Here is a 19,183-nt window from a genome sequence, read left to right as displayed (position 1 = left end):
AAGGGAGCGGGGATTGCCGCCTCGAGCGACGGCGAGGTGGAGCCCCCTCCCATGAGCGAGGTCGAGTCTCACCGTCACCCGACGGGGCCCCACGACCACTTATTCCGCCAGCGGGCCCAGTACAGATATGACCACGAACGGCCCCGTGCTGGATCGATTCGATGCCGACCGCCCCGTCATCGGGATGGTTCACCTCCCGGCGCTTCCGGGCGCGCCGGGGTTCGACGGTGATCGCGAGGCCATTCGAACTCACGCGCTCGAGGACGCCCGCCGGCTCGAGGCGGGCGGAATCGACGGCATCATCCTCGAGAACTTCGGCGACGTGCCGTTCTATCCGGATACCGTCCCGCAACACGTCGTGGCCGAACTGACCGCTATTGCGACAGCCCTGACCGACGCCGTCGACGTCCCAGTTGGCATCAACGTGTTGCGAAACGACGCCGCCGCGGCGGTTTCGATCGCCGCGGCCGTCGATGCCGAATTCGTCCGCGTCAACGTCCACGTCGGCTCCGCCGCGACGGATCAGGGGATCCTCGAGGGGCGCGCCCACGAGACGCTCCGGCTTCATGACCGGCTCGAGACCGACGTGGCGATCATTGCGGACGTCCACGTCAAACACGCGACGCCGATCGGTGAGGCGGATATCGGGCGCGCGGCGCTCGAGGCGGTCGAACGCGGGAACGCCGACGGCGTCGTCGTCTCCGGCTCAGGAACGGGTGTCGAAACGCCGCTCGCGGCCGTCGAGCGCGTCGCCGATGCACTCTCCGAGCGGGAAGATCCAAGAACGCCGGTGTTCGTCGGCAGTGGGGTAACGAGCGAAACGGTCGCCGACTGCCTCGAGGCGGGCGCGGACGGCGTCATCGTCGGCACCGCACTCAAACGCGGTGGCGTGACGATCGATCCCGTCTCGCAGGAACGCGTTGCGGCCCTCGTGACAGCGGCTCGAGTAGCGGACTCAAGTAGCGGACCCGAGTAACTGATCGATCCACAGCGGCTCATACAGCTGGGTCAGACAGATTGTTGTAACCGCTACCGGCGCAACTGCGACCGCCCTGCGGGTGCGTCGAAAGCGATGTCCAGCGCTCCGCATCAGAGCCCGAGCATCAGCGGTCCGATCAGGACGCCCATCAGATGCACGCGTCGACAGCGCAATCGAACCGGAACCATGCCGATCGCGGTCGCGACGAGGAAGATCACGATGCCAACCGGACCGGTAAACAGGTAGGAGAGTCCGAGCAGCACGGCGAGGACCGCACCCGAAATCTTCCAGTACGCGAGCCGACCGACGAGGTCGAGATAGGCGTCCCCGGCGACGATAACGAGCGCGAAGCCGACCAGCCCCGCAAGGACCACGCTTGCGAGCAAGATCGGTAACTCGAGCGGAGCCGCCGTTCCCTCGAAGGCGACGAGCACGCCGGTTCGGGGCTGACCGATGGCGACCAACGCGAAGAGCGCGAAGATCGTGTTGGCCGTGTCGACGCCGCTGGTCGCGACGATGTACCCGCGATCGCTGGCCCCGTTTGGAACGATCGCCAGCACTGCGACGGCCGCGATGGCGGCCGAGATACCGGGAATGTAGCCGACCACGGCCCCCGCGAGCGCCCCGGCGACCGCCGTCGTCCCCACGAAGCGCCGGGAGGTCGTGATCCCGTCGCCGTCCTGTGGCGGGATCCCGCTGCCGCGAATCGCGTCGATCAGCACGGGCGCACCGAAGAGCCCGGCGAACAGCGGCGCGAGAGTGCCGCCCGCCTCGAGCGGGGCGTCTGCGGTGAGATCCAACGTGAGCGCGCCGAGACCAGTCGCGAGCGCGAACGACAGCAGGCCGCCGAGTCGGCCGCGCCACGTGCGTTCCGACGCGATCAGCGCGACCGCCACCATCGCGAGCAGGAGCGACAGGTGTGCCCGGATCGTGGGATAGGCGGCTGTCACCGTCCACGTGACGGGAACCGCAAGCGGCACCGCAGCGAGGACGGCAAGAACACTGCCGAGCGCGGACAGTCGAACGGCTTCGTACCCCTTCCCCTCGAGTACCATCCGATGACCCGGCAGCGCGGTGACGGCCATCTCGGCGTCGGGAACGCCGAGCGCCATCGCGGGGACGGCGTTACAGAAGGTGTGGACGACGCCTGCAGCGAGCATCGCACAGCCGACGAACAGCGGTGGGCCGGGAACCGAGGGTGCGATCCCCGCCAGCAAGAACGCGAAGTTGTTCGCGTGCAGCCCGGGTACGAGCCCGCTGCAACTTCCCAGCAGCGAGCCGGCGAGCACCCACGCGAGCAACTGCACTGCCAGCGCTGGCTCGACGACGACCTCGACTGGGCCGGGCATCGCCGACTCTGGCCGCGTCCTCGTTTATATGGTCTCGGACCGGCTCCATCCTAATTGAGCGGAATCACGTCGCCTCGAGGCGGCGCAGCGTCGCCACTCTCCCTCGAGCCGAAATAAAATCGGTGTTGACTGCTCGTCGAAACCGGAATCGACGTGAGCGTTATCCGAAGAGTTCGCCGAGACCCTCGCCGTCGGCCTCGTCGTCCTCGTCGTCCTCGTCCGTCGTGTCCGGCACGTCGCTTGTCTCTTCGGCTTCTTCTTCGGCTTCGTCGCTGCCTTCGTCGGCAGCGGCCTCGCCGCCCGCGGCACCGCCTGCGGCGGCCCCGCCAGCGGGGACGGCAGCGGCCTCGGAGACCGCTTCGTCGATGTCGACGTCCTCGAGCGCGGCGACGAGCGCCTTGACACGGGACTCTTCGACGTCGACGCCGGCAGCGTCGAGCACGTTCGTCAGGTTGTCTTCGTTGATCTCTTCGCCCGATTCGTTCAGGATGAGTGCGGCGTATACGTATTCCATTGTTGGATCCTCTGTTGGTGGTCGTTATCCGAACATCTCGCCGAGACCGGCCGCGCCGTCACCGTCGTCTTCGTCGTCATCGTCGGTGTCGGCGTCAGCGTCCTCGGTCTCGGCCTCGTCTTCGGTCTGGTCGTCTGTCGATTCGTCTTCGTCCTCGGCTGCCGCCGGCTCGGCGGCCGCCGCGACGTCCTGAAGCTCGTCAGGAAGCGCCTCCTCGTCGTCGATCTGGGCCGCGATCGCACGCAGCTGTGCGTCGGCCTTGCTGACGAGGTCGGGCATGAGGGCTTCGTCCTCGATGGCGGCCTGCAGACCGAGGCTCTTGGCCTCTCCCGTGGCCTTTGCGATGAGCGTCGGGGCCGTCGTCGCGGTCGGGAAGCTCGCGTTGAGCGAGAGGTTCCGAGCACGGGCGGCGGCCGTCGACACGTCGCTCCGGTAGGCCTCGATATCGATGTCGAGGTCTTCCGGGCTGAAGAGCACACCGTCGGCGATGACGGCGCGAAGGTCGAGACCGACCTCCTTGGGCTCGATGCCGAGCTCGTTGAGGACGTTCGTCAGGTCCGCGGAGACGGTCCCGCCGGCCTCGAGGACCGTCGAGTCCTCCATGACCTGGATCGAACCCTCTTCGATGCGCGCGTTCGCGCCGACACCCTGGAGTTCGCCGACGAACGGCCCCGGATCGACACCGGTGTCCCCTTCGGGGATGACGATGTCGTTCGGGGCGACTTCGCCCTCGTTGATCGGTGCGGGTGTCTTGGATGCCTCGAGTTCCTTGTAGAGCGAGAACGGGTTCTCGTCGGTTCCGACGATACCCACCTGTCCCTCGATGTGCTCGACGAGGTCGCCGAGTCCGGCGTCCTCGAGCGCACGCGTCTGCAGGGTGTTGCGGCTGACGCGCAACACGGCGGTTCCGTGCAGGTCGCGGCGCATATCCTGGAGCTGCTTCGAGGGAATGCCGGCGATGCCGACGACGCCGACGCTCTCGTACTCGTCGATAATTTGTGCGAGCTCGTCGACTTCCTCTTTCTTCCACTGGGGAAGATTCTCGGTTTTGCGTTCGGCCTGTGCGCTCATTCTAGGCCACCTCCACGGACGGCCCCATCGTCGTCTTCACGTAGACGGCGTCAATGTTCTGGGGCCCCTTCTCGAGGTCGGCGTGCAGTCGGCGCAGGATGACGTCGATGTTGTCGCCGATATCTTCCGTATCCATATCTTCGGCGCCGACGAGCGTGTGGAACGTTCGTCGGTCGCCGGAGCGAAGCTGCACGGTACTTTTGAGTCGGTTGACGGTTTCGACGACGTCGTCGTCGGGCGCGAGCGGGTCCGGCATCTTCCCTCGGGGACCGAGAATGGTACCCAGGTGCCGGGCGATGTCTTGCATCATCGACTCTTCGGCGATGAAGAAGTCCGTCTCGTCGGCCATGTCCTTGGCTTCGTCGTCGTCCAGATCGGCCACGTCGTCGCCCGAGAGGACCTCGTCCGCTGCCTCTTCGGCGCGGACTGCGGTCTCACCCTCGGCGATGACGACGATGCGAGTTTCCTGGCCGGTTCCGGACGGCAGGACGATTGACTCGTCAACGCGGTTCGACGGTTCGTTCAGGTCTAAGTCGCGCAGATTAATCGCGAGGTCTACCGTCTCGGTAAAGTTCCGGTCCGGCGAGTCCTCGAGTGCGCGGGCTACTGCTGTTTGAATATCCGAATCTGCCATCGTTCACCTCCGTAGTACGCAGGGTCTGCTCCTACGGGTCAGTGAAACAGGCGATGCCTGTCTCCCTTGGACCAAGTGCCATCCCGAACTTAAACCCGTCGAACTGCGCGTACGCCCGAGTGCTGGCCGAACGCGGTCGTTTTCCGCTCTCGTTCCCGACGCCGGTGGTGCTCGTCGTCCGACCGATTTCACACTGGCCCGGCGTGCCACTGAACCGATACCGTTCCGATAGCATTCAAAAAGAGAGAGTCATGATAACCGGAACATCTAATAGACGCCATATTGTAACTCACGTCCATGTGGCCAGTAGACTTATATACAATGGTTGGACCACCGGTCCTTGATTCGGTCGTCCCGGTATCGGGGGATGGGGGGACTCTCGAGGCGTATCGGTCGATGGAGCCGATCGTTCGGGCGGGCATCCAGTTCGCCGGGACGGTGCTCGTCGCGATGATGGTACTCGGACTGCTCCAGACGTACGGCGCACGCTCAGTAACGAAATCGCGGCGCAGCCCGATCATCTCTTGGTGTATCGGGTTACCGGCGCTACTCGTCGTCGCCGGCCTCGCGAGCACGGGGTATCTCATCGCGGACACGAGCGTCGGGATCTTCTTCGGAATTCCGATGGTAATTCTCGGTGTAACGGTCCTGCCGGTGGTGACGGCGATCGGCTTCACCGCGATCGGCCGCACCATCGCCTCACGGTTCGGTGCCGATCGGCTGTGGGTCGGCGTCCTCGTTGGCGCACTCATCAGCGGACTCGCTGGCCTGTCGCTTCCGGCGACCGTCATTCTCGCCGGCCTCGCGGGCGCACTCGGACTCGGTGCGAGCATTCGTGTCCTGTTCGGCGGCGTCGGGACGGCGCGGCCGGACGACCGAACCGTTCCGCCCGCGAACAAGATCTGACGTTCCCGACTCTTTGACGTGCTCGAATCGGCCGCTAACCCGATCAGTACACGTATCGTACACCGGTTCCTCGGCCGTCACTGGTCATCCACACGTCGCTGATTCGCTCCGTGACGACCGCAGTCAACACGCGAGATTCGACCAGCTCGAACGTCACTACAGACAGTCGCGAAAACGAAGCGGCGATTTCGGCCCGCGGGGTACGCTTCCGCGCCGTCCAGAAGAACAACGAAGCGCGAACAGCGTGAGCGCTTCGAGCACTTGCGGTCTACGCTTCCGCTTCGGCCGCAAGTACGAAGAAGTATTTGCTACGTCGTAGTTCAGGCGCTCGCCTCAGCGGCGAGCACAACGAAACACTCACTGCGTTCGTGTTTCGAGCGTGTCCGGACTACGCTGCCGCTTCGTCCGCAAGCACGTCGTCGTATTCGCCGTCGTCGACGAGTTCCTTGAACTCGCGGGCGTCGTTGCCCTCGATGGTGACGCCCATCGACGCGCAGGTGCCGACGACTTCCTTCGCGGCGTTGATCGTGTCGTAGGCGAGCAGGTCGGGGTGTTTCTGCTCGGCGATCGTCTTGACCTGTTCGACGGAGAGGTCCGCGACGAAATCCTTCTGAGGCTCGCCGCTCCCGGTCTCGAAACCGGCCTCGTCCTTGACGAGCGCCGCCGTCGGCGGGACACCGACGTCGATCTCGAAGGAGCCGTCGTCGTCGTAGTCGACGGTGACGGGGACTTCGGTGCCGTCGAACGCTTCGGTCTGATCGTTGATTTCCTGTACGACAGCCTGCACGTCGACGGGGGTCGGTCCGAGCTCGGGACCGAGCGGCGGGCCAGGGTTGGCCTGACCGCCCGGAACGAGCACTTCGATGGTTCCAGCCATACCCGTCACAACCCGTGCGCGAGTTTTAAGGGTTGCTACTTCGGGCAGTCATCGCCTGTGAGCGACTGACGTGCGACCGACCGACTGGGCCTCGAGCGCGAGGGCTACTCGACGCTCTCCGCTCGCCACGTCGCAAACGACTCGAGGGCGTCGTCCTCGTCGAATCGCTCGAGACAGGATACGTCGTCGGAATGCAGATCGCAGACGCGTGCGACGAGATCGTCGTGCGCCTCGTCGGTCGTCTTCGCGAGGAGAATCGCCTCGTCGTCGCGGTGGATCTCGTCGTCCCACCGATACGTCGAGTTCGTCGACAGTCGATTCACGCAGGCAGCGAGTCGCTCCTCGACCAGCGTCTCGGCGATGTCGTCGGCCGCCGCTGACGGCGCCGTGATGTAGACGGTCGGCATGGATGAAGCGACGCTCGAGACGGGGAAACGGGTGCTGTCACAGTGCGGGGACGACCGTTCGTCGCGTCGGGGGTGACCGGGTATCGGGGCGACCGGGTGTCAGGGTCGCTCAGGTATCCGGACCATCGACCGGATTGAACGTGCCGTTGATATCCCACTCGTGAATGCAGTGTGGATTGCCGACCTGTTTCTCCCCGTCTTCGCGAGCGAGTTGCCACGCCCCGAGGGTTTCGTCCCATACTTCACCGCGACCGCACTCTTCGCAGACTCTCGCGGTCGGTTTTCGTACCTGTGCGCTCATTATCGAACCGTGGGAACTCGACACATATAACGGTATTCGTGTGCGGCAAGTGCTGCCCCGCCGGTCGGGGGGCGATAGCAAGTCTGAAAACCGGGTGCCCCGCTCTTGGGGCGACTCTCGAGCGATAATCGAGCGCTCAGTAGACGGCGTCTTCGATCTCCTGACGGAGGTCGTCGAACTCGGCGAGGTAGTCGCGACGCTCGGCGCGCAGGTCCGCGAGCGCGTCGTCGTAGTCGTCGACGTGGTCCGGCACGTAGTAGTCCTCGATGTCGAGCCCCGGGATCGAGTCGGGGATCGTCAGGTCCGTTCGCTCGTCGTCGGTCCACTCGATGGTGCCGCGAGCGGCCTCGGTGAGGATCGTCACGGACTCGGTGACGCCGATATCTTTCGATTTCTCGCCGAGATAGCCCGTGTTGATGACGTAACAGTCGATATCGAGAATGTCGATCAGCTCGTGGAAGATGTTCCCCTCTTTGCCTTCCGAGCCGATAATGAAGGGGTTGGTTCCGACGACGCGGATTGACTCGCCGGCGCGCGCCGGATCGCCCGCGCTGGTTTCGATCGACTCGCCGAGCATGAACGCGACGGCGGCCTGTTCCTCGTCGAGTTTGGCCACCGGGGGCATCAGCGGGTTTCGGGTGATGAAGAAGAGCTGATCCATCCGGCTGAGATCGATCTCGTCGTCGGCGCTCTCGAGTTCTTCGCGCTGGACGACCGCTCGCGAGTTAGAGGTGTGCCGGTCCTCGTCGAAGTGGATAGTTCCGTCGTCGTCGACCGCGACGTTCTCGAGGATCGCCGACTCGGCGGTCGCGGCCTCGTAGAGTTCGGGTTGCTCGTCCTCGCCGAGGCCGATCGTCTTGATGTACAGTCCCTCGCCCTCGCTGCCGGCGACGGAGCCGTCGGAGAGGAGGCCACAGACGTCGTCCTGTAGCATGGACGCGTCTTCGGGCTCCTCGAGCCAGCAGCCATGGGAGGTCAGCGTGGACTTGCCGGTCGCGGAGAGGCCCATGAACACCTGCCCGACGGTCTGGAGTTCCCCCTCGTCGTCGCGGACGCGGACGCGTTTGCTCCCTGCGTGGAGCCCGAGCCCGCCCTGCTGCTTGATTCGATACATGAACAGTCGGAGGAACGATTTCTTGGCCTCGCCGGTGTAGTCACTGCCCAGTACTGCGGTGAATCCGGTGTCGGGAAGGATGCGAATCGCGGTCTCGTCGTAGTCGGGCAGCTGGACGGTGTACAGATCGGGATCCCGTCCGTCGGACGGCTCGAACAGGCTCGCCCACGCGTACGCGATTCGAGCATATTTGACAGGGATGAAGAGGCGACAACAGAACGTCGCATCCGGATGTCGTCCCATCAATCGGTCGATGCAAAGCAGTTCGATGTCGTCAGTGCTGTCGACGGCGTCGTCGATCAGACCGTGGTCGCGGTCGTCGAATTCGTCGTCGACAGCGTTCTTCGTTCGATCGGCGCTTCGAGAGCGGAACTCGCTGACGTACGACGGCGACCCGAACTCGGTCGTCGTTTCGTCGGGCTCGGCGAGTTCGCGAAGTTCCTCGAGCGACGGATTGTACCGGACGTTCGACGCTGTGGTCGGATCCGGAAGCTGACGGACCAGTGGACGGGACTCCGTCCCGGTTTCAGACATACACGTGATCCACCATCATCCTGATAGTTAAACGTGAGGATTTCTCTCCTCGTGTGCTACGGTCTCACCAGGGACGATGTGTCGTACGCTGTCTGTGCCCCGGTAACGGACGGGATACCCGATTTCGAGTCCCCCCGACAAACGACCCGTGTGCAGGAAGCTCACAAGTATTCAGATGTGAGATAATTCTCGGGGGGATCTCTCGCTCCGAGCCGATTTTCATATCTGGTACTTCGGGGGCAACTTCCAAGAGGGCGGTTCGAGTTGCCGGGGGCATGCATTACGGTCTCGACATCGGACCGGGGGCAATCCGGGCCGCCACCGACGCCGGCGACGGCCCGACGATCGACTCGATCCCGCCGGTCGTGGTACCGGTCGACGAGGGAGATCTCGAGGCGGCCGGACCTTCGGGGGCCGGCAGCACCGTCCGGGTGGACGGAACGACGCACGCGGTCGGCGCTGCCGCTCGAGCGGTCGCCGACGCCGATGTCGCCGCGAACACGGAACCGGAGTCGCTGTTCGCGGCCGGCGTCCTCGCGACGGAGACTGCGGTGGACGCGTCGACCGCGCTGAACGCGCTCCTTGACGACGTGATGGGCGATGCCACGGACGGGCGCCTCTGTTACACGACGCCGGGTTCGCTCGTCGACGCGGCGGTACCGACCGACGCACACCGCGAGGCCGTCGAGTCAGCGCTGGCAGATCGCGGGGTCGACGCGACCCCGATCAGCAAGGGCTTCGCCGTCGTCTACGATCAGCTCGCGGCAGACAACTACACCGGGCTCGGAATCTGTCTCGAGTCCCAGACGACGAGCGCAGCGTTGGCGTACTACGGCGTGCCGGCGATGGCCGTGACGATCGCGAAAGGGCACGAGTGGATCGTCGAGCGCGCGGCCGGGGAGACCGGGCACGCGCCGGCACAGGTCGCCGGTGTGCTCGAGGAGTTCGTCCTCGATCCCGACGCGGCGGCGGGCGATATCGAGAACGCGCTTGCGGGAGCCTACGACGCGCTCGTCGCCGAACTGATCGATGCGGTCCGAGCGGAAGCCGACGAGACCGATGTCCAGCAAGGGCTGTCAGTTCCCATCGCGATCGGCGGCGACGGGGCGATCGAGGGCGTCGAGTTTCTCGTCGGCGGCCGGTTCGACGCGGCGGCACTGCCGTTCTCCGTTCGGGGCGTTCGACTCGCGGACGGCCCTGCCGAGAGCGCCGCCAGGGGTGCACTCGCCGCCGCTCGAGACGACGTCGAGGCCGACGATGCGGTCACCTGGTCCGAATCCGCCACAAACAGCGACGGGACTGGCGACATCCCGAACACCGCCGACGTGACCGCGGGAGCCGAGAGAGCCCAACAGACCGAACTCGCGTTCGACGAGGCCGAAGCCGGCGACGTGGCCTCCGATCGCGAGGACGATGCCATCGACCAGCTGTTCGACCGGCTCGCAAACCGCGACGACGAGGTCCGGTCCGTCCGCGAGCGTCTCGAGGCGCTGTCCGAGGACCTCGAGTCCGTCGAGGAACGGACGGTCGCCGCCGACGAAGTGGACGAACTCGACGAGCGCCTCGAGTCGTTCGCCGACGATCTGAGCGACCTCGCGGCCGAGAGCGAGACCCACGCGAGCGACTCGGCCGTCGCCAGTCTCGACGCCGAAATCGATCGCCTTGACGACGAACTCGAGGCGCTCTCGGACGCGCTCACAGCGATCGAGGACGACATCGACGACTCCGACGATGCGCTCGCGGACGTCGCGTCGACCGCTGCAGACGAACGGGCCGATCTCGACGACCGGCTCACCGATCTGGCGGGCGACCTCGAAGCCGTCACCGACCGGATGGCAACGACCGACGAGGCGCTCGATGAGGTGCGGACGGACCTGGAAGACTTCGAGGCGACTGCCGCGACCGAGGCGGCCCTCGAGACCGTCGAGGGAATCGCCTCGCAACTGAGCGACGACGTCGACGACCTCGAGGCGGCCATCGAGCGAACCGGGACGCGCATCGACGGGGTCGCCGGCCGTCTCGAGGAACTACCGACGCGTCTCGACGACGTTTCGGACCGCCTCGAGCGACGATCCGACCGAACCGACGCGCGCTTCGACGCGGTCGAGGCGACGATCGACGAGGAGATCGAAAGCCTCGAGACGACAGTTTACGATCTCGACGAGACGATTTCGACGGTGACTGCGCACCTGAACGATCTCGAGACGCGCGCGGCCGGGACGGAGCGGGTCGACGGTCTCGCGGCGGACCTCGAGACCGTCGACGGACGGATCGACGACGTTCGGGCGACACTCGAGGGAGAGATCGCGACCCTCGACGACGACCTCGACTCGATCGCGGAGTGGATCGACGATGTCGACGCCGGCGCGAACGAAACTGCCGTCACCGGACTCGAGGACGACGTGTCGGCCATCGCCGACCGCCTCGAGTCGCTCCGGACGGACCACGACGAACTCGTCCGGACCGTCGAATCCAGTCCGGACGAATCGGCGGTGCAAGCGCTCGAGGAAGTGCGGACGCTCGACTCCGATATTGATTCCCTGAACGAGCGGATGGCCGCGGTCGCCAAGCAGCATGCGAGTCTCGAGGAACGGATCGAAACGATGGGGACACGGATCGGAGAGATCGAATCCACCGACGGTCGAGACGACGAAATCGAGGCGCTCCGGACGGAACTCGAGGCCATTCGCAGCGAGGCGATCGCGACGCCGGCGCTCCCGTCATCGATTATCGCCGGTGGTGGGGGTGCGGGCATCGTCGCCGGTAGCGCCACCGCCCTCGCCGGCAACGGTGCGATCGGAGTTGGGGCCGCCCTCGTCGGACTCGTCCTGATCGGCGTCGCGATGGGGCTCGCCCGCTGATGGATAGTTCGGTGGTCCCAACCGCTGACGCGGCGTCGCGGGAACCACAAAACAGGGCCACTTCGGCGGCACCGCTCGAGGGAACCGACATCGTACTGACCGGCGCGGGACTCGGCTACTCGCGGATCAACTCGACGTTTCGCATCTCGCCCCCGCACTGCTGGCAGGTGCTGAGGAGTTCGTCACCGACCGTTTCCCGTCGGCCACAGTGGACGCACACGTACTCACGTTGCTCCTCGAGCGTCATGTGGTAACATACATACTGGTTTGGGTTAACTCTTTCTGTGGTAAATCCGCGCCAAACGGACACCGAGGCCGATGGCCTGACCGCGACCGCTGCCGCTCGTCTCGTTCAGTGAATTGAACTCGACTGAACCGATTCGAATCGACGGGGCTATACTATTGTCATTATATGCCATACTAATTATAATAGTTCCTAACGGACGGGACTTATATGATAGTTCCTGAAAGATTCCGGTACCGATGACAGCCACCACGTCGACAGACTGGAGCGACCCGATCACCTGTCCGTTCTGCGGAGACGAGCTCGCCTCGCCCGGTGCCGGATTCGTCGATCACATTCACGACAATGCCGAGTGTGAGAACGGGTTCGAACACTGGCGGGAGAACATCGCCGGTGACCTCGCGGGCGAGTGGACCGGGTAAGCCGACAGCCGATCGGTCGACGTTCGAGTCGGTTCGGTTTCCTCGCTTTCTCCGATCAGTCTGAGCGCTGATGACTGTTTTACCCCCGTTTACGTCGTGTCCCGTACTCGATAACACAACGCGGAAGTCCAGTCGGCCCGGACCAGTCGTATGGGCTATCACACGTTTCCGGTCGATCGCGCGGACGCGCTCGAGGATCCCGGTCGCTACCGATACTGTTCTCGCGAGGAACTACTGGCGATGCTCGAGCCGTCGGCCGACGGCGTCGTGGCCGATCTCGGCTCGGGAACGGGATTCTACGCGGACGACGTCGCACCGTTCGTCGAGACGCTGTACGCCGTCGACGTGCAATCTCCGATGCACGATCGGTACCGGAAGAAGGGCGTCCCCGAGAGCGTCGAGTTCGTCACGGCCGAGGTTTCGTCACTGCCGTTCGACGACGATCACCTCGATGGCGCGTATTCGACGATGACGTACCACGAGTACGCGCCCACGACGAGCGGGGGTGCAGAGACCGCGAGCGACGACCGCGGGTCGATCGACGAACTCGCACGCGTGATCCGTCCCGGCGGCCGACTGGTGACGGTCGATTGGTCCGCCGACGGTGATCCGGAGATTGGCCCGCCCCTCGAGGAACGGTTCGGACTCGACGAAGCGACGACCCAGCTCGCGAACGCCGGCTTCGACATTGAGCTGGCCTCTGACCGACCGGCGACTATCGCTATCGTCGCGACGCGCTGACGACAATATTTGTACGATCGGTCAGTATATTATCGGATTTGGCCACTTCTAGTTGTCCGATCGCGATAAAAAGTATTTGTACGTAACGCTTTTCCACGATGGTGTGTGACTATCTACCATGGTATACGACGATCCGTACACGCCCGAACGAGCGTACTACGAATGCCTGGACTGTGGCCACCGCGAGACGACCGACTCGCTCGAGTCCTGTCCGGAGTGCCACGGTCGCGTCCGAAACATTGCAGTCGCACGAGAGTGACGGCATGGCCAGTCTCTGACGACTGGTTCAGTTCCTCCGACGAGCAGTGGGGCTGGCGTGGTTCGTCCTCGCGTCGGTCCCACTGCGCTCGTCTTTCGCTCGAGGACGCCACTGCAGACTCAATCGAAGTCGGGCAGATCCTCGGGCGGCTCGTACTCGGCCTCCCAGTCGACGTACTCCTCCTTGAGGATGACCGAAACGATCTGGCCGAACTCGGTGAGTTCGGCGTTGATCGACGACACCGTCCCCCAGGTATCGAGGTCGGGATGATACTCCCGGGCCTGCCAGTCCTCCGGAATGCCGGGCGCGTGATAGCCGACACGATCGGCGAAGTCGTCCCAGAAGAAATCAAACCCCGCGAAGAGGTCGAGATCGCGAGCGATTCCGTACTCCCGCTCCTCGAGATCGGTGTCCGCGCGCCACTCGTCGAACGCTTCCGTCCAGGCCCCCTCCTCGAGAAACCCCTGTAGCTCCTCGCGGCGGTAGTCGATCTCTTCGTCCCCGTCGGCGCTGACGGTCGCGTCCTCGTACTCGTTCGGGTCGACGAACTCCAGTTCCGGCGGCTCGGGGGGTTCGACCTCGAGTGTCATACGCGGTCGTTGGTCGGGTCGCCGGATAAGAATTCCCACGTCGCGTTGGACCAGTCACGGCCGGTCGTCCCGCGATGCCGTCTCCGTGGATGGTGAGACGACGCGCTCGAGTGACGGCTGTCGCCCTGCTCGGCTCGTCACTCCCAGGTGTAGCCGAACTCCGATCCGTTGCGAAGGATGTAGTCGTTTTCCAACACTTCGCTTACCGTCCGACCGAGCGAATCTAACTCCTCTTCGATATCCTCGACGTCGTCTTCGTCGAGTCCGTCGTGGGCTGCATCGTCCGGAACCGTCGGTGCGCGATAGCCGACGTCTTCTGCGGACTGATTCCAGTAGAAGTCAAACTCCTCGATCAGTCCAAACTCGAGGACGGTCTGAAACTCGTCCTCAGCCATGTAGGTGTCTGCAGCCCATTCGTCGAAGGCGTCCTCCCAGGCACCCGCTTCCAGAAAGTCGGACAGGGCTTCTCGGCGAGTGTCGTCGCCAGTCCACTCCTCGGGTTCGTCGACGGCGTCGTAGTCGCCTGGGTCCTGCGGTCCACTGAGCGTCGGCGGATCGGGAATCTCGACATCGAGTGTCATAGCTACTCGTTCGGTCGGCAGCGGTATGGGCTTTCCCGTCGGGCAGCCAGCTTCGCCCGTCGTATCGGTACTTAGCGACCAAATGTCGACTCTGGGCCCGACGATTCGTGGACGCACAACCCCTATCCAAACACTCAATCGCCGGCCGACCGTACCGGCGGGCAATGACAGCATACGAGGCGGTGATCCTCGACGTCGACGGGACGATCGTTCGAGGCGAGGAGTTGCTCCCCGGTGTGACCGATGGCTTGCGCGCACTCGAGACGGCGGGCTGTTCGCGACTTCTCTTCTCGAACAATCCGACGCGCGGGGCCGACCACTACGGCGAGCAACTCGCGCCTCACGGAATCGACATCGATCCGGCCACCGTTCTCACCTCCGCGACCGTTTCGGCGGAGTATCTCGCGGCGACTCACCCCGACGAGCGGGTCTACCTCGTCGGTAGCAAACGACTCGAGGCGATCCTCGACGACGCGGCCGTCGAACTGACGGCCGACCCCGACGCGGCCGAGGTCGTGCTGGGATCGTTCGACAAGGACTTCTCGTACGGAACGCTCTGGGAATCGCTGCGGGCGCTCGAGGGGGATGTCCCCTTCTACGGCACCGATCCCGACGCGACGATCCCGATCGACGAGGGGGAGATTCCGGGCTCGGGTGCGATTCTCGCCGCGATGGAAGCCGTCGCCGGCCGCGAACCGGATGCAGTCCTGGGAAAACCGTCATCCATCGCGGCCGCGACGGCCATGAACCGGCTGGATGCCGATCCCACGAAGACCCTGGTCGTCGGCGATCGGCTCGACACCGATATCGCGCTCGGGAATCGTGCCGGCATGGAAACCGCCCTCGTCCTCACCGGCGTCACCGATCGCGCAGCCCTCGCCGCGGCCGATGTCGAACCCGATCACGTCCTCGAGTCACTGGCTGCGGTCGAGACGCTCCTCTATCGTAGCCACTGAACGTCAATGTACACCTAATCGCATAACGACGTTGCGATTAGTGTGTAATTCGTTTCAGTGGCTACTATGGGCCCGTGAGCCCCCACCATCGCGTTTTTGCGGTGCTGTCTGCTCTGGTTGTACTGTCCGCATGTCCTCGTGCTCGGCAGATCGACCGCCTCACCGCACATTCAAGAGACATATTTATCCGTCATAGTCACCATATAGAACATATGAGAGAACGTATAACAGCAGTGTTGCTTCGCGCACGGTACGCAGCGATCGGCGCGGCAGTCGGTGCGGGAATCGGCGGACTGTTCAGTCGAAACGCCGCGAGCACCGGCGGTGCGATCGGCGGCCTCGTCGGTGCCACCGTCGCGGAAACGCGCGGGACCCTCGAGGGCGCCCTCGAGGAGGTCAAAGAGCGCGACCCGCGAACTGATTCGGTCGACACCGAGTAGTCGGGTTCGACTCTCCCGATCGTATTCGAATCGAAACTCGCTCTAGAACGTCCCCATCCTCACGGCGATCGGAACTGCTCTGGTTCGCGGCCGGAATCCGCGACACCCGTTCCAGATCGACCAGCACCTCACGAACCGTCGGCGGTCCCCGCCTCGCTCTCGAGCGCCGCCCGCCGCAGCCGCTCGCCCTCCTCGGTGGTGACGGTCAGATCGGGAACCGTCGTCGGCGAGCTATCGTCGTCGATCGCCACGTAGACGAAGTACGATTCGGTTGTCTGCTCACGTTCGCGCGTCCGCAGGTCCTCGCGCTCTGTGATCAGCCTGACCTTCACGCTCGAGGTACCCGCATCATAGACGTAGGCGGTGATGAACGCCGTGTCGCCGACAGCGATAGACCGCTCGAAGTTCATCTGATCGACGCGGGCGGTGACGCAGGTCTCCCCCGAAAACCGCATCGCCGACATCGCACCGACCTCGTCCATCCACTTCATGACGTGGCCGCCGTGGGCCGTCTCCAGCATGTTGGCGTGGTTGGGCTGTACCATCTCCCGGTTTTCGATCACCGTCTCGATGAGGTCCGTCATCAGCCGACGTTTTTCGACGCCGGCAATCAGTCTTGCTTTGACCGGATCGCGACACCCCCGAGTAGCCGGCGATCGCTGTCAGGGAAGTGGCGATCACCCGCTGGGAAGCCGTGATCCCCCTCGGCCAGTAGTGATCGCTGCCGGCGTTGGGCTCGAGACCGTAAATGGGTCCGCTGAACGCGTGACCCCGATCGAACGCGGGAATCGGTGGCGACCGTCGGCCCGCCGTCCCACCGTCCCACCGTCCCACCCCATTGATCCAGGTCTCGCTCGTCCGATCGGAGCTACAGTCTCGAGATGGGGACGCTTCGCGGTTCGATACTGGTAAAAGTCGCCGCCGAGTTGAGCCGGTAATGAGCGATGCAGGCGAGGCCGACGTGCCGGAGCCGCCAGCCCCTCCCGACCGCGAGCGCGGCTCCGTCGAGGTCCTCGGGACGGCACACGTCTCGCAAGCCAGCGTCGACGAAGTTCGCGAAACGATCGACCGGGAGGACCCCGACGTCGTCGCCGTCGAACTCGACGACGGTCGCTACCGGCAGATGAAAGGCGGGACGCCCGACGACATCGAAGCGGAGGATCTCCTCTCGGGCAACACCGTCTTTCAGTTTCTCGCCTACTGGATGCTCTCGTACGTCCAATCCCGACTAGGCGACCAGTTCGATATCGAGCCCGGAGCCGACATGCGAGCCGCCATCGAGTCCGCCGAAGCGAACGGGAGCGGCGTCGCCCTGGTCGACCGCGACATTCAGGTGACGATCCAGCGCTTCTGGAGCCGCCTCACGTTCACCGAGAAGCTGAAGATGGTCGGCGGACTCGCGCTCGGGGTGACCGATCCGCGAACGATCGGCCTCACCTTCGGTGCCGTCACCGGGATGGTCATCGGGCTCATCTTCGGCGCGTTTCTCGCGCCCGTACTCGGCGTCGGTGACCTCTTGTTATTCGGCGGGCTCGCCTCCACTCCGCTGCAGTACGCCGGCGGCGCCGCCATCGGCGCGTTCGCCGGCCTCTTCGTCGGTCTCATCTTTCTCCCCTCGCTCGAGTCCGTCGAGCAATACACAGGCGGCGCCCTCTCCGGCTTTTCGGGACGATTACTCGCCGGACTCGCCATCGGTATCGTCGGCTGTCTCGCACTGGTCGCGACTGGGACGTTTGTCGGACCGTTCTCCGCGGCGAGCGTCGAGAACATCGGCGTCTACGCGGTTCGCGGAACGGTCGGAACGCTGGCCGGACTCGGTATCGGCGTGACCATCGGTGCGATCCTCGGTCTCTCCCTCGACACGTTCGGCGGCGACGTCGAGGAAATCGAGGAGGTCGACATCGAGGAGATGACCGACGGCAACGTCGTCGACGCCATGATGGAGGAGTTCCGCCAGTTCAGTCCGGGCGGCGCGAACGCCCTGATCGACGAGCGTGACGCCTACATCGCATCCAACCTCCACGAACTCCGCGAGCAGGGGTACGACGTCCTCGCCGTCGTCGGTGCCGGTCACAAGGCCGGCATCGAACGACATCTGCTGAACCCCGAGGGAATTCCGTCGACCGAGTCGCTGTCCGGCACCGCCTCGAGCCGCCGGTTTTCGCCCGTGAAGATCGTGGGCTACCTGATCATGGTCGCCTTCTTCGCCTTCTTCTTCCTGTTGCTCATGGCGGGGGTCAGGAATACGTTCCTGCTGAAGGTGTTCGTCGCCTGGTTCCTGTTCAACGGAATCTTCGCGTTCACGCTGGCGCGGCTGGCCGGCGCGCGCTGGACCAGCGCGGGCGTCGGCGGCGCGGTCGCGTGGCTGACGAGCATCAACCCGCTGCTCGCGCCGGGCTGGTTCGCCGGCTACGTCGAACTCAAATCCCGACCGGTCAACGTCAGGGACATCCAGACGCTCAACGAGATCATCGACGACACTGATCGACCGGTCGACGAGGCCATGTCGGCGATGTTCGATGTGCCGCTGTTCCGGCTGATCATGATCGTCGCGCTCACGAACATCGGGAGCATGATCGCGACGGCGCTGTTCCCGTTCGTCGTGTTACCGTGGCTAGCACCCGAAATCGGTGGCGTCGACGCGCTGATGGGGCTGTTGCTCGAGGGCGTCGAAAACAGTCTCGAACTGCTCCGGGGGCTGCTGTAATGAGCTATCGAACCGAGCGGGATCCCGATCCCAAACTGGCGTTCAGCGACACGGAACTGCGCGATCTCGCCATTGCTTGGATCGCGCTGAGCGTCGCGTTTGCGCTGATACGAGCACCGTTCCACAGGGGAGTAACCAGTTTCGAAGAGTTCGTGCTCTCGATCGGAGTGAGTTTCCTGACCGTGGGCGTCGGATTCCTCCTCCACGAACTCGCACACAAAGTCGTCGCGATCGAACACGGTCAACTCGCGGAGTTTCGAGCGGACTATCAGATGCTTGTCCTGGCGCTTTTGGGTGCGGTCGTGGGGTTCCTGTTCGCCGCACCCGGGGCGGTCTACCACCAAGGCCAGATCACGACGCGAGAGAACGGGCTCATCGCGATTGCAGGACCGGTGACGAACCTCCTGCTCGCCCTCCTTTTTCTCCCGTTACTGCTCTTTTACGGAGCCCCCGGCTTCTTCGCTGGCATTCTTGGGGTGATAGGACAGATGGGAATCGTCATTAATCTCTTCCTGGCCGCGTTCAACATGATTCCCTTCGGGCCGCTGGACGGGAAGTCCGTCCTCAAGTGGCACAAGGGCGTCTTCGCACTGGTGTTCGTTCCGAGCGTGGTGTTGGCCGTGTTCGCAATCGCCCGCCTCGGACTCTTCTGATACTCCCTCGAGACGAATCTCGACGATACCTCGAGCACTCCCC

22 protein-coding genes are annotated in these 19,183 nt (G+C 64.4%); 10 read left to right on the top strand and 12 right to left on the bottom strand.

Features of this window, described 5'->3' with window-relative positions; all coding sequences use genetic code 11:
- The first annotated feature begins 127 nt into the window (after nucleotides 1-127).
- A complete protein-coding gene (locus ACEWFR_RS03400) occupies nucleotides 128-976 on the top strand; it encodes a BtpA/SgcQ family protein (protein WP_374059717.1) in 849 nt (282 codons plus the stop codon).
- 113 nt (nucleotides 977-1,089) lie between these two features.
- On the opposite strand, the gene ACEWFR_RS03395 is transcribed toward ACEWFR_RS03400, so the two are convergent.
- The 4 genes from ACEWFR_RS03395 to ACEWFR_RS03380 all read right to left on the bottom strand — a co-directional run bounded on the left by ACEWFR_RS03395 (nucleotide 1,090) and on the right by ACEWFR_RS03380 (nucleotide 4,547).
- On the bottom strand, nucleotides 1,090-2,328 hold the full coding sequence (locus ACEWFR_RS03395) for a tripartite tricarboxylate transporter permease (protein ID WP_374059716.1): 1,239 nt from the start codon (nucleotides 2,326-2,328) through the stop codon (nucleotides 1,090-1,092).
- 160 nt (nucleotides 2,329-2,488) lie between these two features.
- Nucleotides 2,489-2,842 (bottom strand): 50S ribosomal protein P1, encoded by a 354-nt coding sequence (rpl12p, locus tag ACEWFR_RS03390; RefSeq protein WP_374059715.1) that lies wholly within the window; start codon nucleotides 2,840-2,842, stop codon nucleotides 2,489-2,491.
- 24 nt (nucleotides 2,843-2,866) lie between these two features.
- Complete coding sequence (locus ACEWFR_RS03385; RefSeq protein WP_374059714.1) at nucleotides 2,867-3,913, bottom strand: 50S ribosomal protein L10; 1,047 nt, start codon at nucleotides 3,911-3,913, stop codon at nucleotides 2,867-2,869.
- Between the two features lies 1 nt (nucleotide 3,914).
- Nucleotides 3,915-4,547, bottom strand: a complete 633-nt coding sequence (locus tag ACEWFR_RS03380; RefSeq protein ID WP_098723882.1) for a 50S ribosomal protein L1 — start codon at nucleotides 4,545-4,547, stop codon at nucleotides 3,915-3,917.
- Nucleotides 4,548-4,868: 321 nt separating this feature from the next.
- Between ACEWFR_RS03380 and ACEWFR_RS03375 the strand changes: the two genes are divergently transcribed.
- Nucleotides 4,869-5,453: a hypothetical protein gene (locus tag ACEWFR_RS03375; RefSeq protein ID WP_374059713.1), complete on the top strand. Its 585-nt coding sequence runs from the start codon at nucleotides 4,869-4,871 to the stop codon at nucleotides 5,451-5,453.
- A gap of 388 nt (nucleotides 5,454-5,841) precedes the next feature.
- On the opposite strand, the gene ACEWFR_RS03370 is transcribed toward ACEWFR_RS03375, so the two are convergent.
- The 4 genes from ACEWFR_RS03370 to ACEWFR_RS03355 all read right to left on the bottom strand — a co-directional run bounded on the left by ACEWFR_RS03370 (nucleotide 5,842) and on the right by ACEWFR_RS03355 (nucleotide 8,686).
- On the bottom strand, nucleotides 5,842-6,330 hold the full coding sequence (locus tag ACEWFR_RS03370; protein ID WP_098723880.1) for a 50S ribosomal protein L11: 489 nt from the start codon (nucleotides 6,328-6,330) through the stop codon (nucleotides 5,842-5,844).
- 104 nt (nucleotides 6,331-6,434) lie between these two features.
- A complete protein-coding gene (gene cutA, locus ACEWFR_RS03365) occupies nucleotides 6,435-6,737 on the bottom strand; it encodes a divalent-cation tolerance protein CutA (protein WP_374059712.1) in 303 nt (100 codons plus the stop codon).
- Nucleotides 6,738-6,846: 109 nt separating this feature from the next.
- The gene (locus tag ACEWFR_RS03360) at nucleotides 6,847-7,038 is read right to left on the bottom strand and encodes an HEWD family protein (RefSeq protein ID WP_098723879.1); all 192 of its coding nucleotides are present in this window, start codon (nucleotides 7,036-7,038) and stop codon (nucleotides 6,847-6,849) included.
- Nucleotides 7,039-7,174: 136 nt separating this feature from the next.
- On the bottom strand, nucleotides 7,175-8,686 hold the full coding sequence (locus tag ACEWFR_RS03355) for a phosphoenolpyruvate carboxykinase (ATP) (protein WP_374059711.1): 1,512 nt from the start codon (nucleotides 8,684-8,686) through the stop codon (nucleotides 7,175-7,177).
- A gap of 275 nt (nucleotides 8,687-8,961) precedes the next feature.
- Between ACEWFR_RS03355 and ACEWFR_RS03350 the strand changes: the two genes are divergently transcribed.
- Nucleotides 8,962-11,547: a chromosome segregation ATPase gene (locus ACEWFR_RS03350; protein ID WP_374059710.1), complete on the top strand. Its 2,586-nt coding sequence runs from the start codon at nucleotides 8,962-8,964 to the stop codon at nucleotides 11,545-11,547.
- A gap of 115 nt (nucleotides 11,548-11,662) precedes the next feature.
- Here the strand turns inward: ACEWFR_RS03350 and ACEWFR_RS03345 are convergent, their stop codons facing one another.
- Nucleotides 11,663-11,794, bottom strand: coding sequence for a rubrerythrin-like domain-containing protein (locus ACEWFR_RS03345; RefSeq protein ID WP_374059709.1), 132 nt, complete (start codon nucleotides 11,792-11,794; stop codon nucleotides 11,663-11,665).
- A gap of 236 nt (nucleotides 11,795-12,030) precedes the next feature.
- Here ACEWFR_RS03345 and ACEWFR_RS03340 point away from each other — a divergent pair, with 236 nt between their 5' ends.
- The 3 genes from ACEWFR_RS03340 (at nucleotide 12,031) to ACEWFR_RS03330 (ending at nucleotide 13,213) form a co-directional block, all read left to right on the top strand.
- A complete protein-coding gene (locus tag ACEWFR_RS03340; RefSeq protein WP_098723876.1) occupies nucleotides 12,031-12,213 on the top strand; it encodes a hypothetical protein in 183 nt (60 codons plus the stop codon).
- Between the two features lie 150 nt (nucleotides 12,214-12,363).
- Complete coding sequence (locus ACEWFR_RS03335) at nucleotides 12,364-12,954, top strand: class I SAM-dependent methyltransferase (protein ID WP_374059708.1); 591 nt, start codon at nucleotides 12,364-12,366, stop codon at nucleotides 12,952-12,954.
- 118 nt (nucleotides 12,955-13,072) lie between these two features.
- Nucleotides 13,073-13,213: a rubrerythrin-like domain-containing protein gene (locus ACEWFR_RS03330; RefSeq protein WP_141551609.1), complete on the top strand. Its 141-nt coding sequence runs from the start codon at nucleotides 13,073-13,075 to the stop codon at nucleotides 13,211-13,213.
- 119 nt (nucleotides 13,214-13,332) lie between these two features.
- On the opposite strand, the gene ACEWFR_RS03325 is transcribed toward ACEWFR_RS03330, so the two are convergent.
- Nucleotides 13,333-13,803 (bottom strand): hypothetical protein, encoded by a 471-nt coding sequence (locus ACEWFR_RS03325; RefSeq protein ID WP_098723874.1) that lies wholly within the window; start codon nucleotides 13,801-13,803, stop codon nucleotides 13,333-13,335.
- 137 nt (nucleotides 13,804-13,940) lie between these two features.
- Nucleotides 13,941-14,384 carry a hypothetical protein gene (locus ACEWFR_RS03320; protein ID WP_374059707.1) on the bottom strand — a complete coding sequence of 148 codons (444 nt, stop codon included), beginning with the start codon at nucleotides 14,382-14,384 and terminating at the stop codon, nucleotides 13,941-13,943.
- A 164-nt stretch (nucleotides 14,385-14,548) separates the two neighbouring features.
- Here ACEWFR_RS03320 and ACEWFR_RS03315 point away from each other — a divergent pair, with 164 nt between their 5' ends.
- Together ACEWFR_RS03315 and ACEWFR_RS03310 are read left to right on the top strand one after the other, a co-directional pair.
- Entirely contained in the window at nucleotides 14,549-15,340 is a 792-nt protein-coding gene (locus ACEWFR_RS03315; protein ID WP_374059706.1) for an HAD-IIA family hydrolase, read from the top strand.
- Between the two features lie 212 nt (nucleotides 15,341-15,552).
- Entirely contained in the window at nucleotides 15,553-15,780 is a 228-nt protein-coding gene (locus ACEWFR_RS03310) for a hypothetical protein (protein WP_098723871.1), read from the top strand.
- A gap of 128 nt (nucleotides 15,781-15,908) precedes the next feature.
- On the opposite strand, the gene ACEWFR_RS03305 is transcribed toward ACEWFR_RS03310, so the two are convergent.
- A complete protein-coding gene (locus tag ACEWFR_RS03305; protein ID WP_098723870.1) occupies nucleotides 15,909-16,364 on the bottom strand; it encodes an acyl-CoA thioesterase in 456 nt (151 codons plus the stop codon).
- 353 nt (nucleotides 16,365-16,717) lie between these two features.
- Here ACEWFR_RS03305 and ACEWFR_RS03300 point away from each other — a divergent pair, with 353 nt between their 5' ends.
- Nucleotides 16,718-18,487 carry a TraB/GumN family protein gene (locus ACEWFR_RS03300; protein WP_374059705.1) on the top strand — a complete coding sequence of 590 codons (1,770 nt, stop codon included), beginning with the start codon at nucleotides 16,718-16,720 and terminating at the stop codon, nucleotides 18,485-18,487.
- Nucleotides 18,487-19,140: a metalloprotease gene (locus tag ACEWFR_RS03295; protein ID WP_374059704.1), complete on the top strand. Its 654-nt coding sequence runs from the start codon at nucleotides 18,487-18,489 to the stop codon at nucleotides 19,138-19,140. The genes ACEWFR_RS03300 and ACEWFR_RS03295 overlap by 1 nt, the downstream gene beginning before the upstream one ends.
- Nucleotides 19,141-19,183 lie beyond the last annotated feature (43 nt).

Source organism: Natrinema sp. H-ect4 (genome assembly GCF_041894845.1).
GTDB lineage: Archaea > Halobacteriota > Halobacteria > Halobacteriales > Natrialbaceae > Natrinema.
This window is presented reverse-complemented; position numbering and strand designations above follow the sequence as displayed.